Origin of the sequence: Methylobacterium oryzisoli (genome assembly GCF_046557895.1) — a bacterium.
Classification (GTDB): Bacteria; Pseudomonadota; Alphaproteobacteria; order Rhizobiales; family Beijerinckiaceae; genus Methylobacterium; species Methylobacterium oryzisoli.
Genome location: NZ_JBKIBX010000018.1, coordinates 1 through 14,095 on the forward strand (window position 1 = coordinate 1; position 14,095 = coordinate 14,095).

The 14,095-nt window shown below is 72.6% G+C and carries 13 protein-coding genes; 8 read left to right on the forward strand and 5 right to left on the reverse strand.

The genetic code is table 11. The features are described from left to right. Positions 1-41: 41 nt before the first annotated feature. The gene (locus tag ACKUB9_RS18035; protein ID WP_407525270.1) at positions 42-1,967 is read right to left on the reverse strand and encodes an FAD-binding monooxygenase; all 1,926 of its coding nucleotides are present in this window, start codon (positions 1,965-1,967) and stop codon (positions 42-44) included. 83 nt (positions 1,968-2,050) lie between these two features. Further along, positions 2,051-2,536: a MarR family winged helix-turn-helix transcriptional regulator gene (locus ACKUB9_RS18040; RefSeq protein ID WP_407524947.1), complete on the reverse strand. Its 486-nt coding sequence runs from the start codon at positions 2,534-2,536 to the stop codon at positions 2,051-2,053. 160 nt (positions 2,537-2,696) lie between these two features. Between ACKUB9_RS18040 and ACKUB9_RS18045 the strand changes: the two genes are divergently transcribed. Continuing rightward, on the forward strand, positions 2,697-4,034 hold the full coding sequence (locus ACKUB9_RS18045; protein ID WP_407524950.1) for an ABC transporter substrate-binding protein: 1,338 nt from the start codon (positions 2,697-2,699) through the stop codon (positions 4,032-4,034). Between the two features lie 22 nt (positions 4,035-4,056). Here the strand turns inward: ACKUB9_RS18045 and ACKUB9_RS18050 are convergent, their stop codons facing one another. The 3 genes from ACKUB9_RS18050 to ACKUB9_RS18060 form a co-directional block, all read right to left on the reverse strand. Next, positions 4,057-5,208 carry an epoxide hydrolase family protein gene (locus ACKUB9_RS18050; RefSeq protein WP_407524952.1) on the reverse strand — a complete coding sequence of 384 codons (1,152 nt, stop codon included), beginning with the start codon at positions 5,206-5,208 and terminating at the stop codon, positions 4,057-4,059. 96 nt (positions 5,209-5,304) lie between these two features. Next, positions 5,305-6,186, reverse strand: a complete 882-nt coding sequence (locus ACKUB9_RS18055) for a beta-keto acid cleavage family enzyme (protein ID WP_407524955.1) — start codon at positions 6,184-6,186, stop codon at positions 5,305-5,307. A gap of 150 nt (positions 6,187-6,336) precedes the next feature. Further along, on the reverse strand, positions 6,337-7,320 hold the full coding sequence (locus ACKUB9_RS18060) for a 3-hydroxyacyl-CoA dehydrogenase NAD-binding domain-containing protein (RefSeq protein ID WP_407524958.1): 984 nt from the start codon (positions 7,318-7,320) through the stop codon (positions 6,337-6,339). A gap of 139 nt (positions 7,321-7,459) precedes the next feature. Between ACKUB9_RS18060 and ACKUB9_RS18065 the strand changes: the two genes are divergently transcribed. The 7 genes from ACKUB9_RS18065 (at position 7,460) to ACKUB9_RS18095 (ending at position 14,093) form a co-directional block, all read left to right on the forward strand. Next, complete coding sequence (locus ACKUB9_RS18065; protein WP_407524961.1) at positions 7,460-8,251, forward strand: crotonase/enoyl-CoA hydratase family protein; 792 nt, start codon at positions 7,460-7,462, stop codon at positions 8,249-8,251. Positions 8,252-8,433: 182 nt separating this feature from the next. Next, a complete protein-coding gene (locus ACKUB9_RS18070; RefSeq protein ID WP_407524964.1) occupies positions 8,434-9,639 on the forward strand; it encodes an ABC transporter substrate-binding protein in 1,206 nt (401 codons plus the stop codon). A 5-nt stretch (positions 9,640-9,644) separates the two neighbouring features. Next, positions 9,645-11,468, forward strand: a complete 1,824-nt coding sequence (locus ACKUB9_RS18075) for a feruloyl-CoA synthase (protein WP_407524966.1) — start codon at positions 9,645-9,647, stop codon at positions 11,466-11,468. After that, positions 11,465-11,911 carry an acyl-CoA thioesterase gene (locus tag ACKUB9_RS18080; protein WP_407524969.1) on the forward strand — a complete coding sequence of 149 codons (447 nt, stop codon included), beginning with the start codon at positions 11,465-11,467 and terminating at the stop codon, positions 11,909-11,911. The genes ACKUB9_RS18075 and ACKUB9_RS18080 overlap by 4 nt, the downstream gene beginning before the upstream one ends. A gap of 99 nt (positions 11,912-12,010) precedes the next feature. Beyond that, positions 12,011-12,643 (forward strand): LemA family protein, encoded by a 633-nt coding sequence (locus ACKUB9_RS18085; protein ID WP_407524971.1) that lies wholly within the window; start codon positions 12,011-12,013, stop codon positions 12,641-12,643. Between the two features lie 54 nt (positions 12,644-12,697). Beyond that, on the forward strand, positions 12,698-13,471 hold the full coding sequence (locus tag ACKUB9_RS18090) for a TPM domain-containing protein (protein ID WP_407524974.1): 774 nt from the start codon (positions 12,698-12,700) through the stop codon (positions 13,469-13,471). Next, complete coding sequence (locus ACKUB9_RS18095; protein WP_407524976.1) at positions 13,461-14,093, forward strand: TPM domain-containing protein; 633 nt, start codon at positions 13,461-13,463, stop codon at positions 14,091-14,093. The genes ACKUB9_RS18090 and ACKUB9_RS18095 overlap by 11 nt, the downstream gene beginning before the upstream one ends. The last annotated feature ends 2 nt before the right edge of the window (positions 14,094-14,095 follow it).

Consider the following 14,095-nt stretch of genomic DNA (forward strand, 5'->3'; position numbering starts at 1 on the left):
GAGAGCGCCCGCGACGGCGCTCTCGGCCGCACTCCCTGCGCTCATATCATGAACGCATCGAAGAAGGCGGCCAGGTCGGACGTTGCGTCGAGCGGCAGAACGTGGGCGACGTACTGGTCGGGGCGCACGACCACGACGCAGCCCTCCTGGCGCGCGATGCCTCTCAGATCGAAGACGTCGCCAGCCTTGAGGTCGGGACAAAAAACCTTCTCGTAGTCGACGAGCCCGTAGCGGCCCTTGCGCGGCCGCAGGAGCGGCGGCAGGGCGCCGATCGCCACCGCGCGGTGGCCCTGCTGCAGGATCGCCCGCACGTCGATGATCGCGTCGGGGTCGGCACCGTCCGGCGTGGCGCGCCGGATCGGCGAATCGGGCGAGGCGGCGAGGAAGCCGCAGAGGACGTGAAGCCGGGAGGACGGGACGGTCGGGTCCTGATCGTCGGCGAAGACGAACAGGCGCCAGCGGCCGTCCGCCGTCACCGCGTGGCCCAGCTGCACCGGCTTGGCATCGGCGAGGCGGATCACCGGCGCCGAGTGGAAGCGCTTGCCGATCGTCAGCCCCGCGGCGAGATGCTGGTGGCGGGGTTCGGCCGAGATGAGCGAGGGCGCGTAGCAGGTCTCCGTGCCCGCCGTGAAGCGGCCCTGCTTGACGAAGTAGCGCTGGAACTCCTCCGGATCGATGCCCTCGCCCTCAGCGCCGGGCTGCTTGGGCGCCGCGCTGAACATCTTGGCGAAGGCCCGGTCGAAGTCGATGAGTTCCCGCGCCACCCCTTGGCGCTCGGACGAGTAGGTGTGCAGGATCGCCGCCGTGCTGCGGCCCCGGATCACGGAGGCGAGCTTCCAGCCGAGGTTGAAACCGTCCTGCATCGAGACGTTCATGCCCTGCCCAGCCTTGGGGCTGTGGGTGTGGCAGGCGTCGCCCGCGATGAAGACCCGCGGGGTGCGCCGGCCGGCCTCCTCCGCCGGCACGTCGTCGAACCGGTCGCAGAGCCGCTGGCCGATCTCGTAGACCGACCACCACGCCACCTCCTTCACCTCCAGCGTGTAGGGGTGCAGGATGCGCTGGGCGGCCGCGACGAGGCGGTCGACCGTGATGGCGCGGTCCGCGACGCGCTCGTCGGGCCTGAGCTTGTCGAGTTCGATGTACAGCCGCACGAGGTAGCCGCCCTCGCGCGGGATGACGAGGAGGCTGCCCTCGTGGGCCGAATGGATGGCGGCCTTCAGGCGGATGTCGGGGAAGTCGGTGACCGCCAGGACGTCCATCACGCCCCAGGCCTGGTTGGCCGAATCACCGTGGAGCGCCCGTCCGAGCGCGCGGCGCACGCCGCTGCGGGCCCCGTCGCACCCCACCACGTAGCGCGCCCGCACGGTCTCCACCTCGCCCTGGTGGGCGTCATCGACCCGCTCCAGCCTGACCGTCACCGGATGGCCGTCCGGCGGCTCCGCGGCGGCGAGGTCGAGGTCGAGGAACCGGCGCCCGTAGCTCGGCTCCAGCCGCGCCGGGGCGTTGCGCATCGCGTCGAGGTAGAAGTCGTGCACCCGCGCCTGATTCAGGATGACGTGCGGGAACTCGGACAGCCCGTCCTCCGTGTCCTGGATCCGGCCGCTGCGGGCGATCTCGTCCGGCCGGCCGTCGCGGGGCTTCCAGAAGGCGGTCTCGTTGACCCAGTACGCCTCCTTGAGCACGCGCTCGCAGAAGCCGAAGGCCTGGAACATCTCCATGGTGCGGCAGGCGATGCCGTCGGCCTGGCCCACGAGGAGCCGGCCCGGCCGCTGGTCGACGATCCGGGTCGTGATGTCGGGAAAGGCCGCGAGCTGCGCCGCCAGGGTCAGCCCGGTCGGGCCGCTGCCCACGATGAGGACGTCGACCTCGGCCGGAAGCCCATCGTCCGGCCGCGCCGCATCGGGCTCCCCGAGCGGCTCGGCGATCGCCGGGTCTCCCGGCCTGTATCCGTTGAGATGGAACTGCATGGCGAGGGCCTCTCCGATGGCGTGACTCACGTCGTCTCGGAGCGCGGCCCGCCATCGGGGCCGCCTCCCGTGCCGTCCGGCGCTCAGCGCCCCGCGGCCACCTTCAGCGGCGCGCGAGACACCTCGTTGTTGAACTCCACCAGCTGACCCAGCATCGCCAGGAAGCGCGGCCGGTCCTCCGGCCGGATCGGCGCCAGGATGCGCTCCTGCGCCCGCTGCACCGCGGGCTCGACCGCCGCCAGCACTCGTGTCCCCTCGGGACTCACGCTCAGCACCTTGATGCGCTTGTCCTCCGGGCTGCCCGCGCGGGCGACGAGGCCCTTGGCTTCCAGCCGCTCCAGCACGCTGCCCAGGGTCGAGCGGTCGAAGGCGACGAGGGCCGAGAGGCGGGTCGCGTCGATCCCCGGCTGCTCCCGGATCGCGACCAGCGCGGCGTACTGCACCGGCGTCAGGTCGAAGGGCGCGCATTCGTCGAGGAAGATCGAGACGGCGATCTGCTGGGCGCGCCGGATCAGGTGGCCCGGCTTGGCGTAGAGGTCGTCCATCGACACGGCGCTCTCTCCTGGCATTCCGTTGGCGGGCGGGACAGCCCGGACCGCCGGCGGGGCGGAACCGGCAGCGGCTCTGCCTCAGATCATATTGACAGCATACTGATTGAACGTATGCTGTCAATATGGAGGCGGCCGATCGGCGCCAGACCGCGCGGGACGCCCCCTCAGGAGGATACCCATGGAGCATGCCCTCTGCCGCGAGCCCGCGCGATCCGCGCCGGCCAGCCCTTCGATACTGCCGCTGCACCCGGAACTGGAAGGTCATGCCATCCCGCCGGGCCGCCGGACGTGCCGCAGCCCGTGGGCGAGCGCCCTCCTGGCCCTCGCCCTCGCCTGTCCGGGCGCCGGATCCGCGCAGGCCGAGATCGCCGGCAACCGGATCCGCATCGGCGTGCTCAACGACATGTCGGGCCCCTACGCCGACCTGTCGGGCCCCGCCTCGGTGACGGCCGCGCAGCTGGCCGCGGAGGATTTCGCCCGGGAGGCCGGCACTGCCGCCCCGAAGGTCGAGATCCTGTCGGCGGATCACCAGAACAAGGCCGATGTCGGCGCGCAGATCGCGCGGCGCTGGGTCGACGTCGACGACGTCGCGGCCATCGTGGACGTGCCGAACTCCGCGGTCGCCCTCGCGGTCAACGAGGTGCTGCGCCAGAAGGACCGGGCCTTCCTGGCCTCCTCGACCGCGACCTCGGACCTCACCGGCAAGGCCTGTGCGCCCACCACCGTGCAATGGGTGTTCGACACCTGGGCGCTGGCGAACGGCACAGCGCGCGCGCTGGTCCGCTTAGGGGGTACCTCGTGGTTCTTCCTAACGGCCGATTACGCTTTCGGCCACGCGCTGGAGCGCGACGCGGGCGCGCTGGTGAAGGCGGCCGGCGGCAGCGTGAAGGGGGCGGTGCGGGCGCCTTTCGGCAGCGCCGACCTCTCCTCCTACCTGCTGCAGGCGCAAGGGTCCGGCGCCCAGGTGATCGGGCTCGCGAATGCCGGCACGGACGCCACCACCGCCATCCGGCAGGCGGCGGAGTTCGGCATCGGGCGGGCGAGCGGGCAGCAGCTCGCCGGGCTCCTCGTCTTCCTCACGGATATCGACGCGCTCGGCCTGTCCGCCGCGCAGGGCCTCGTCCTGACCGAGGCCTTCTACTGGGACCTCAACGAGGGCACCCGGGCGTGGTCGCGGCGCTTCGCGGAGCGCACCGGCGGGCGCATGCCGACCATGAACCACGCGGGCGTCTATTCGAGCACGCTCGCCTACCTGCGGGCGGCGGCGGCCGAGTCCACGGTGGCGGGCGCGCAGGTGGTCCGGCGCATGGCGGCGGCGCCCATCGACGATCCCCTGTTCGGCCGCACCGTCATCCGGCCGGACGGCCGGGCGGTCCACGCCATGTACCTGTTTCGCGTGAAGGCGCCCGCCGCCTCGAAGGGACGCTGGGATTACTACGAGACGGTGGCGGAGATCCCAGCCGAGGAGGCCTTCCGGCCGCTGAAGGACGGCGGCTGCCCGCTGGTGAAGCCGTAGCCTGGCGGCCGGCGGGCCGCCGTCACAGCGACGCCGCGAAGGCCCGGATGTCGTCGGCCAGGAGGGCCGGCTGCTCCAGCGCCGCGAAGTGGCCGCCGCGCGGCATCTCGGTCCAGCGCCGGATGTCGGCGAACATCGCGCCCGCGAGGGAGCGCGGCGGGCGCACCATCTCCTTGGGAAAGGCCGCGTAGCCCGTCGGCACCGTGATCTTTTCCCCGTCCGGGATCGGCCAGGGCCGGTGCATGCGGGCGAAGTAGGGATGCGAGGCGGAGCCGATCGCCCCCGTGAACCAGTAGAGCGCGATGTTGGCGAGCATCCGCTCGCGCGGGATCGCGGTCTCGATCGTGCCGCCGCAATCCGACCACGCCCGAAATTTTTCCACCTGCCACGCCGCGAGCCCGGCGGGCGAATCGGTGAGCGCGAAGGCCAGCGTCTGCGGGCGCGTGCCCTGGATCCACTGGTAGCCCGTCTCCTCCTTGAGCCAGTGCGCGACCCGCTCGTAATGGGCCGCCTCCTCGGGCGTCGGGTCGGCCCCGCTCCTGTCGCGGCGCACCGGCAGCATGTTGAGGTGCAGGCCCGCGATCCGCTCGGGGTAGCGGTAGGCCATGCGGGCGGTGACGAAGGCGCCCCAGTCGCCGCCCTGCGCGAGGAAGCGGTCGTAGCCGAGGAGCCCCATCGTCTCGGCCAGCGTGTCGGCGATCTCCTCGACGCCGAGCCGCCGCTGGCCCGGGCGGAACGAGAACCCGTAGCCGGGCAGCGAGGGCGCCACCACCGTGAAGGCCTGCGCCGGGTCGCCCCCGTGCGCCGCCGGATCGGTGAGGCGCGGGATGATGTCGAGGAACTCGAACACCGAGCCCGGCCAGCCGTGGCAGAGCAGGAGCGGCCGGGGCGCCGGCCCCCCCGCCGCTCCCTTGCCGGGCACGTGCAGGCAGTGCACGCCGAGATCGCCCACCTGCACCATCACCTGCGGGAAGGCGTTCAGCGCCGCCTCCTGCGCCCGCCAGTCGAAGCCGTCGCGCCAATGGCCGATCAGGTCGGCGAGGTAGGCGACGTCCGTCCCGTAGGTCCAGGGCGCCTCGGGCGCCTGATCGGGCAGGCGGGTGCGGGCCAGCCGCTCGCGCAGGTCGGCCAGCGCCGCGTCCGGAACGTCGCAGGTGAAGGGGGTTGCAGTCATCGGGCTCCTCCCCGGCCGCCGGGGGCGGCCGTCATCGCCCGATGAAGATTGGCCGGCGGCGCGGTCCGTCCACCGCCGGCCCCGGTGCGATTCCGCTCAGCGCGCGGGAAGACCGAGGATGTCGCGCGCCTCGGCCGGGCTGGTCGGCTCGTGGCCGAGTTCCTTGATGATCCGCACCGTGCGGGCGACGAGCTGCTCGTTCGTGGCGAGCTGGCCGCGGGCATAGTAGTTGTTGTCCTCCAGCCCCACCCGGACGTGGCCGCCGAGCAGGATCGCCTGCGTCGTCGCGGGCAGCTGCGCCGGGCCGATCGCCGACACGCAGAAGATCGATTGCGGCGGCAGCATCCGGATCATCGCCGCCAGGATGTCGTGGGAATAGGGCATCGCGCCCTGAAACCCCTTGTCGGCGCCCAGCACCATGTTGATGTAGTAGGGCGGCTTGTCGTAGCCCTTCTCGATCAGCCGGGTGACGTCCTGCAGGATGTGCTGCGGGCCGAAGACCTCCCATTCCGGCTTGATGCCGCGCTCCTGCATGCGCTTCGCCAGCGCCTCGCAGCGCGAGGGCGTGGTGATCACCAGGATCTCGCGACCCCCGTGCACGTCGGCGAAGGTCATGCCGTCGAAGGTCGCCATCTCGGCGCCCGCGTCGCAGCCCTTCAGCCGCTCCTCGAAGTTCGATTCGAACAGGCCGTCGGGGCGAGAGACCAGCATGTCGCCGTTCGAGCCGCCGCCGGTCGAGTTGTTGAGGACGATGTCGCAGCGCTCGCGGATCAGGCCGTTGATGCGCCGGTAGATGTCGGCGTTGCAGGTCGCCTCGTCGTCGGGGCGCCGGGCGTGGAGCGCCGCGATGGCGGCGCCCTCCTTCCACGACTTGTGCACCGACTCGGCGATCTCGTCCGGCTGGGTCGGCAGGTTGGGGTTCTGCGCCTTCGAGGCCATGCCGCCCGTCGGCGCCACCGTCACGATCACCTTGGCCATGGGGTCCTCCTTGGTTGAACTTTGCCTGGTTGAACTTTGCCTGGCTGAATCCGGCCTGGTCGAATCCGGAGCATCATCCCGGCTCGCCGGTCCGGCGGCGGCGATGATGCGGACCCGCGCTCTCGCCCGGGGATCCCCGGGTGCTGCCGCTCACGGCAGGTTCGCCGCCCCGCGCTTGCGCCGCACGAGTTCGATCAGGATGGCGTCGCGCTCCGCCAGCATCGCCTCCGCGTCGCGCCCGGCGAGCTCTTCGCCGAGCCCCCGGACGAGCGCGTCCTTCAGCTCCGGGGTCAGGCGCGGGTCGCCGAGATCCGCCCACATCGCCTCCATCAGGGGGCCGAGGTGGTCGAGGGTGTGGGCGAGCCCGCCGGGACCGCCGGAGAGGTGGTTGAGCAGGCACGGCCCCATCAGGGCCCAGCGCAGGCCCGGCCCGTGGCTGATCGCGGCGTCGATGTCGGCCACCGAGGCCGCCCCCGTGCCGACGAGGTGGAAGGCCTCGCGCCACAACGCCGCCTGGAGCCGGTTGGCGACGTGGCCGACGAGCTCGCGCTTCAGGCGGATCGGGCGCTTGCCGAGATCCGCGTAGATGGCCATCGCGGCCGCGACCGCGCCCTCGTGCGTGCGCTCGCCCCCCAGCACCTCCACCAGCGGCACGAGGTGGGGCGGGTTGAAGGGATGGCCGAGCACCACCCGGCCCGGGTGGCGGCAGGCGGCCTGGATCGCGCTCGGGGTGAGACCCGACGAGCTCGTGGCCAGCACCACGTCGGGCGGGGCCGCCGCGTCGAGGCGCCGATAGGTCTCGCGCTTGATCTCCAGGCGCTCGGGGCCGTTCTCCTGCACGAAGTCGGCCCCCGCCACCGCCGCCTCCGGCTCGGTTTCGAAGCGCAGGCGCTCGGGCGAAGCCCCCGCCGCGAGGCCGATCTCCGTGAGGGCCGGCCATTGCCGGGCCACGGTCGCGCGCAGGCGCTCCTCGGCCCCCGGCGCCGGGTCGCAGGCCGTCACGTCGAGGCCGCGGGCCAGGAACTGCGAGGCCCAGGACGCCCCGATCACCCCGGTGCCGATCACCGCCACCCGGCGAATCGCCGTGCGGTAGCCGCCGGCCGGCTCGCTCGCGTCCGTGCTCGCGTCCATCATGGCGCGCCCTCCCTGAGCCGGGTCCTTTGGTCCGGTGCCCGCAAGCCCGATTGACCCGGCGAGATAGTTATATCACATTACTAATCGGATTTGGCAATCCGGCGATCACAGGCCGGAGGCGACATGCGGAGGAACCGCCATGGCGGAAGACCTGTCGGCCCTGGGCACGGAGGCCGTGCGCGTCGCGCGCCGGGAGGCCGTCGCGGTGGTGACGCTGGCCCGGCCGGGCAAGCGCAACGCCCTCGACGACGGCATGATCCTGGCGCTGGAGCGCATCGCCCGCAACCTGCCGGACGATGTGCGGGCGCTGGTGCTCGCGGCCGAGGGCGAGCATTTCTGCGCCGGGCTGGACCTCGCGGAGCTCACCCAGCGCGACGCGCCCGCCGGCATGCTGCACTCGCGCATGTGGCACCGGGCCTTCCACGAGATCGAGTTCGGCCGGGTGCCGGTGGTGGCCGCGCTCAAGGGAGCGGTGATCGGCGGCGGGCTCGAACTCGCGCTCGCCGCCCACCTGCGGGTGGCTGAGACCTCCGCCTTCTACGCCCTGCCGGAGGGCCAGCGCGGCATCTTCGTGGGCGGGGGCGCCTCGGTGCGCCTGCCGCGGCTGATCGGCGTGTCGCGGATGCGCGACATGATGCTGACGGGCCGCGTCCACGACGCCGAGAGCGGCGAGCGCCTCGGCATCTCGCACTACGTCGTGCCCCCGGGCGAGGGCCTTGAGCGGGCGGTGGCGCTCGCCGCCCGGGCGGCCGAGAACGCGCCGCTCACCAACTACGCCCTGATCCACGCCCTGCCCCGCATCGCCGAGGCCGACCCCGCCACCGGCTACCTCACCGAGGCCCTGATGACGGCCGTGGCCCAGAGCGATGCCGAGGCCAAGCGCCGGCTGACGGAGTTCCTGGAGGGGCGGGCCAGGAAGGTGCGGGAGTAGGGTCCGGCGCGAGGCTCCGCCAGAGATCCGCGAGCACCGCAGGATCCCCTCTCCCGCACGGGAGAGGGGTTCTCGCGGGTCCTTTATCTAATCGAAGCCGCCGATATCGAAACAAACATAAGAAGAAATAGGCTCACAGCCGAATAAGACCGACCCCACGACTCCCCCTGGAGGAACACGCCATGTCACGCCGAATCCTCGCCACGGCCCTCGCGGCCTGCCTCGCCTTCGCGGCCCCGGCCGCCGCGGCCGAGCGGCCGCTCAAGATCGGCGTCCTCAACGACATGTCCGGCCCCTACGCCGACTACCAGGGCCAGGGCTCGGTCATCGCCGCCCAGCTCGCCATCGAGGATTTCGCCGGACGAGCCGGGCGGCCGGTCGACCTCGTCTCCGCCGACCATCAGAACAAGACCGATATCGGCGCGTCGATCGCCCGGCGCTGGTTCGATCAGGAGGGCGTCGACGTCATCGTGGACGTGCCGAACTCCGCCGTGGCGCTCGCGGTGTCGAACCTCGCGCGGGACAAGAACAAGGTCTTCATCGGCTCGGGCGCCGGCACCGCGGAGCTGACCGGGCGGCAATGCTCGCCCAACACCATTCACTGGACCTACGACACCTGGGCCCTCGGGCACGGCCTCGCCAAGGCGCTGGTGGCGCAGGGGGCGAAGACGTGGTTCTTCCTCACCGCCGACTACACCTTCGGCAAGGACCTGGAGGGCAGCGCCGCCGACGAGGTCAAGGCGAATGGCGGCAGCGTGAAGGGCTCGGCCCGCCACCCGCTCGGGTCCTCCGATTTTTCCTCCTTCCTGCTCCAGGCGCAGGCCTCCGGCGCCGACGTGATCGGACTGGCGAATGCGGGCGACGACACCTCGAACGCCCTCAAGCAGGCGGCGGAGTTCGGCATCGCCCCGGCCCAGCGCCTCGCCGGGCTGATCCTCAACATCACCAACATGCCGGCGCTGGGCCTCAAGGCCACGCAGGGCGTCTACATCGTCACGCCCTATTACTGGGACCTGAGCGACGACACCCGCGCCTTCGCGGCGCGCTACGCCGCCCGCCATCCCCGCCGCGCCGTGCCCAACGACATGCAGGCGGGCGTCTACTCGGCGGTGGCGCATCTGCTGAAGACGCTGCCCGCGGCGAAGGACCCGGGCGACGGCCGCGCGCTGGTGGCCGCCATGAAGGCGCAGCCCACGGACGACCCGATCTTCGGCAGGGGCACGATCCGCGCCGACGGGCGCAAGCTCCACCCGATGTACCTGCTCGCGACCAAGACCGAGGGCGAGAGCAAGGGCGGCTGGGACTACTTCAAGGCGGTCCGCACGCTGCCCGCCGACGAGGCGTGGCGCCCGCTCGCCGAGGGCGGCTGCCCGCTGGTGAAGGGCTAAAGCCCATGGCCGACTTCAGGCGCCACGGCGCCCACCTCTTCGCCACCCGGCCCGACGGCACGCAGGTGATCCGCGCCGCGGCCCCGCTGCCGCCCTACCCGGACAGCCTGACCGCGCACCTCGTGCGGCACGCGCGCGCGCATCCCGACCGCACCTTCCTGGCCCGGCGCGGGCCGGGCGGGGACTGGGAGCGGCTGAGCTACGGCGAGGCGCTGGCGCGGGTCGAGCGGATCGGCGCCGCCCTCCTCGCCCGCGGCCTCTCGGCCGAGCGCCCGCTGATGCTCCTGTCCGGTAACAGCCTCGCCTTCGCGCTCCTGTCGCTCGCCGCGATGCATGTCGGCATCGCGGTGGCGCCGGTCTCGCCCGCCTACTCCACGGTGTCGCAGGACCATGCCCGCCTGAAGGCGATCGTGGACCTGCTCACCCCCGGCCTCGTCTTCGCCGAGGAGGGCCGGGTCTTCGCCCCGGCGCTGGCGACCGCCGTGCCGGAGGGCGTTGAGGTGGTGACCGGGGACGGCGCGCCGGTCGGGCGCTCCGCCATTCCGCTCGCGGACCTCGCGGCCGAGGACCCGGAGGCGGTGGCCCGCGCCCACGCGGGCGTGCGGCCCGATACGGTCGCGAAGCTCCTCTTCACCTCCGGCTCGACGGGCGTGCCGAAGGCGGTGATCAACACCCACCGGATGCTCGCCGCCAACCAGGCGATGATCGCGGCGCGCTATCCCTACCTCGCCGAGGCGCCGCCCGTGATGGTGGACTGGCTGCCCTGGCACCACACCTTCGGGGGCAACCACAACTTCAACCTCGTGCTGGCGAACGGCGGCACGCTCTACATCGACGAGGGCCGCCCGACCCCGGCGGCGATCCACGAGACGGTGCGCAACCTCAAGGAGGTGGCCCCCACGCTCTACCTCACGGTGCCGAAGGGCTTCGAGGCGCTGGTGCCCCACCTGCGGGCCGATCGGACGCTGCGCGAGAACTTTTTTAGCCGGCTGAAGATGAACTTCTTCGCCGCCGCCGGCCTTCCGCAGCCGGTCTGGGATGCCATCGACGCGCTCGCCCGCGAGACCATCGGGCGCACGGTGCCGATGATCACGGGCCTCGGTGCCACCGAGACCGCGCCCTTCGCCCTCGTCACCGACGACGGTCCCGGCCGGGCCGGGCAGGTCGGGCTGCCGGCCGCGGGGGTGGAGCTGAAGCTCGCCCCGGTCGGGACGAAGCGCGAGGCCCGCCTGCGCGGCCCCAACGTCACGCCCGGCTACTGGCGCCGCCCGGACCTCACCGCGGCGGCCTTCGACGAGGAGGGTTTCTACCGCCTCGGCGACGCGCTGGTGCCGGTGGATGACGCCGAGCCCGCCCGGGGCCTGGTTTTCGACGGACGCCTCAACGAGGACTTCAAGCTCACCACCGGCATCTGGGTCAGCGTCGGCCCGCTGCGGGCCGCCTTCCTCGACGCGTTTCAGCCGCTGGTGCGCGACGTCGCGCTCGCGGGCGAGGCGCGCGACACGGTCGCGGCCCTGGTCTTCCCCGACCTCGCCGCCTGCCGCGCCCTGTGCGGGGCGGAGGGCGACGACGCGGCCATCCTGGCCGATCCGGCGGTGCGGGCGGAGTTCGCGCGCCGCCTCGCCGCCTTCGCGGGCCGGAGCACCGGCTCCTCGAACCGCGTCGCCCGCCTGCTGCTGATGGCCGAGCCGCCGGCCCTCGACCGCGACGAGGTCACCGACAAGGGCTCGATCAACCAGCGCGGCGTGCTGCGCGGGCGGGCGGATCTCGTCGACCTGCTCTACGCCGTGCCCTGCGCTCCCGCCGTCATCACCCCGGACCCCGCATGACGCCGCCCGACGACCACGACGGTTTTTCCGTCACCCGGTCCCTCACCATCGAGTGGGGCCATTGCGACCCGGCCGGGATCGTCTTCAATCCGCGCTTCTTCGAGTTCTTCGACTGGTCGACGGCGCTCCTGTGCGAGGCCGCCACCGGCCTGCCGAAGCCCGCGATGCTCGCCGCCTACGACCTGATCGGCATCCCGCTGGTGGAGACCGGCGCGCGCTTCCTCAAGCCGTCGCGCTACGGCGACCCGGTCGAGATCGTCTCGACGGTGGTCGAGGTCGGCCGCTCCAGCTTCGCGGTGCGCCACCGGCTGCACAATGCCGGGGACCTGGCGGTGGAGGGGCGCGAGCGCCGGGTCTGGGCCGGGCGCCACCCGGACGATCCCGGCCGGATGAAGGCCGCGCCGATTCCCGAGGATCTGGCGCGCCGCCTGCGCGGGGGCTGACGGATCGGCGGGTTCGCCGGAACCAAGCTGCGCCGCGCGAGTCCCTATGGTGATCGGCCGTCGCGCCGTGAAACCATCCCGCAGGCCGGAGGGCGTGGCATGCCGTCGTATTCCAGGAGCGTTCCAGCCGCGGGGCCGTGGCTCTCGCGTCTCGCCGGGGCGCTCGCCCTCGTGGCGGTCGCGGGCGGCCTCTCGGGCTGCGGCGCCATCAACCGGGTGCCCACCCTGGAGGAGCAGGCGAAATCGGCCTGGAGCGAGGTGCAGAACCAGTATCAGCGCCGCGCCGACCTGATCCCCAACCTCGTCGAGACCGTGAAGGGCTACGCCCAGCAGGAGAAGGACGTGCTCATCGGCGTCACGGAGGCGCGCGCCAAGGCGTCCAGCGTCAAGGTCGACGCCTCGACGGTGAGCGACCCGCAGAAGTTCAAGGAGTACCAAGACGCCCAGAACCAGCTCTCGGGCGCGCTGGGCCGCCTCCTCGTCACGGTGGAGCGCTACCCGGACCTGAAGTCCAACCAGAACTTCCTCGCCCTGCAATCCCAGCTCGAAGGCACCGAGAACCGGATCGCGGTGGCGCGGCGCGACTACATCGGCGCCGTCCAATCCTACAACACCGAGGTCCGCACCATCCCCGGGCGCTGGATCGCCGCGTGGTTCTACCCCGACGCCAAGCCGATGGAGACCTTCACGGCGACGCCCGATTCCGCGCGGCCGCCGAACGTGAAGTTCTAGGCCTCGTGCGCCGACATGACCGCCGGTCCGGCGGCGACGCTGCTGCGAGCGCCCATGCCTGAACGGATGCGGGCGCTCGCCCGGGGCGGCCTGCCGCTCCTCGCACTCCTCCTCCTGGCGGTGGCGGCGCTGGCAGTCGACCTGTCGTTTCCGGCGCTCACCGGACGCGTGGTGGACGAGGCCGGCCTGCTCACCCCCGCGCAGCGCGCCGACCTCGACGCCAAGCTGAAGGCGCATGAGGACAAGACCTCGGATCAGGTGGTGGTGGCCACCGTGCGCAGCCTCCAGGGCACCAGCGTCGAGGATTACGCCAACCGGCTCTTCCGCGCCTGGAAGCTCGGGCAGGCGAAGACCAACAACGGCGTGCTGCTGCTGGTGGCGCCGGCCGAGCGCAAGGTGCGCATCGAGGTGGGCTACGGCCTGGAGGGCGCGCTCACCGACGCCCTCTCGAAGGTGCTGATCGCGAGCAGCATCACGCCGCGCTTCAAGGCGGGGGATTTCGCGGGCGGCCTCACGGCCGGTGTCGACGGCATCCTGTCCATCCTGGCGGGAGACGCGCAGGAGTGGCAGCGCAAGCCGCAGGTGCGCGAGGACGAGGTCGATTCCGCCCAGGGGCTCGTGCTCGTGGTGCTGTTCCTGATCGTGCTGATCGTGGTCTGGCGCATGAACCGGGGGGCACGGCGGGGCCGCGGCGGCATCGTCGTCCTGCCGATGCCGGGCTCGGGCGGCTGGAGCGGCGGCTATTCGGGCGGGGGCGGCGGGTTCGGAGGAGGGTTCTCGGGCGGGGGCGGCTCGTCGGGCGGCGGGGGAGCATCCGGTGACTGGTAGGGCGGCCGATCTCCTCACGCGCGAGGGGCAGGAGCGCGTCGCCCGGGCGGTGGCGCAGGCGGAGGCCGGCACCGCGGGCGAGATCGTGGTGATGCTCGGCACCCGGGCCGGGCGCTACCGCTCCGTCGTGCTCACGGCCGCCCTGGTCGGGGGGCTGGTCGTGCCCTGGCCGCTCCTGGCGCTCACGGCGTGGAGCGCCGGCCTGATCCTGCTGGTGCAGGCCGCGGTCGCGGCGCTGATCCTCGCGGCGAGCGAGGCCGAGCCCCTGCGGCTCGCCCTGATGCCGCGCCGCCTGCGGCGGGCGCGGGTGCGCGAGGCGGCGCAGTTCGCCTTCTGGTCGCGGGGCCTGAGCCGCACCCGCGGACGCACCGGCGTGCTGCTCTTCCTGGCGGTGGCCGAGCGCCACGCCGAGATCGTGGCGGACGAGGGCATCCTCGCGCGCATCGCGCCGGAGGCCTGGAGCGGCGTGCTGCGCGACCTGATGGCGGCGCTCGCGCGCGGGGAGGCCGAGGCCGGCCTGATCCGGGCGGTGGAGCGGATCGGCGCCGCGCTCGCGGCCGAGTTCCCGGCCGCCCCCGGCGACACGGACGAGCTGCCCAACCGCGTCATCGTCGCGGAGTGAGC

Bases quoted from the DNA above. Each gene is read 5' to 3' on its own strand.
- ACKUB9_RS18070 (WP_407524964.1), top strand. From the start codon at position 8,434: ATGTCACGCCGAATCCTCGCCACGGCCCTCGCGGCCTGCCTCGCCTTC.
- ACKUB9_RS18085 (WP_407524971.1), top strand. From the start codon at position 12,011: ATGCCGTCGTATTCCAGGAGCGTTCCAGCCGCGGGGCCGTGGCTCTCG.
- ACKUB9_RS18080 (WP_407524969.1), top strand. From the start codon at position 11,465: ATGACGCCGCCCGACGACCACGACGGTTTTTCCGTCACCCGGTCCCTC.
- ACKUB9_RS18065 (WP_407524961.1), top strand. From the start codon at position 7,460: ATGGCGGAAGACCTGTCGGCCCTGGGCACGGAGGCCGTGCGCGTCGCG.
- ACKUB9_RS18090 (WP_407524974.1), top strand. From the start codon at position 12,698: ATGCCTGAACGGATGCGGGCGCTCGCCCGGGGCGGCCTGCCGCTCCTC.
- ACKUB9_RS18035 (WP_407525270.1), bottom strand. From the start codon at position 1,967: ATGCAGTTCCATCTCAACGGATACAGGCCGGGAGACCCGGCGATCGCC.
- ACKUB9_RS18055 (WP_407524955.1), bottom strand. From the start codon at position 6,186: ATGGCCAAGGTGATCGTGACGGTGGCGCCGACGGGCGGCATGGCCTCG.
- ACKUB9_RS18040 (WP_407524947.1), bottom strand. From the start codon at position 2,536: ATGCCAGGAGAGAGCGCCGTGTCGATGGACGACCTCTACGCCAAGCCG.
- ACKUB9_RS18075 (WP_407524966.1), top strand. From the start codon at position 9,645: ATGGCCGACTTCAGGCGCCACGGCGCCCACCTCTTCGCCACCCGGCCC.
- ACKUB9_RS18045 (WP_407524950.1), top strand. From the start codon at position 2,697: ATGGAGCATGCCCTCTGCCGCGAGCCCGCGCGATCCGCGCCGGCCAGC.
- ACKUB9_RS18060 (WP_407524958.1), bottom strand. From the start codon at position 7,320: ATGATGGACGCGAGCACGGACGCGAGCGAGCCGGCCGGCGGCTACCGC.
- ACKUB9_RS18050 (WP_407524952.1), bottom strand. From the start codon at position 5,208: ATGACTGCAACCCCCTTCACCTGCGACGTTCCGGACGCGGCGCTGGCC.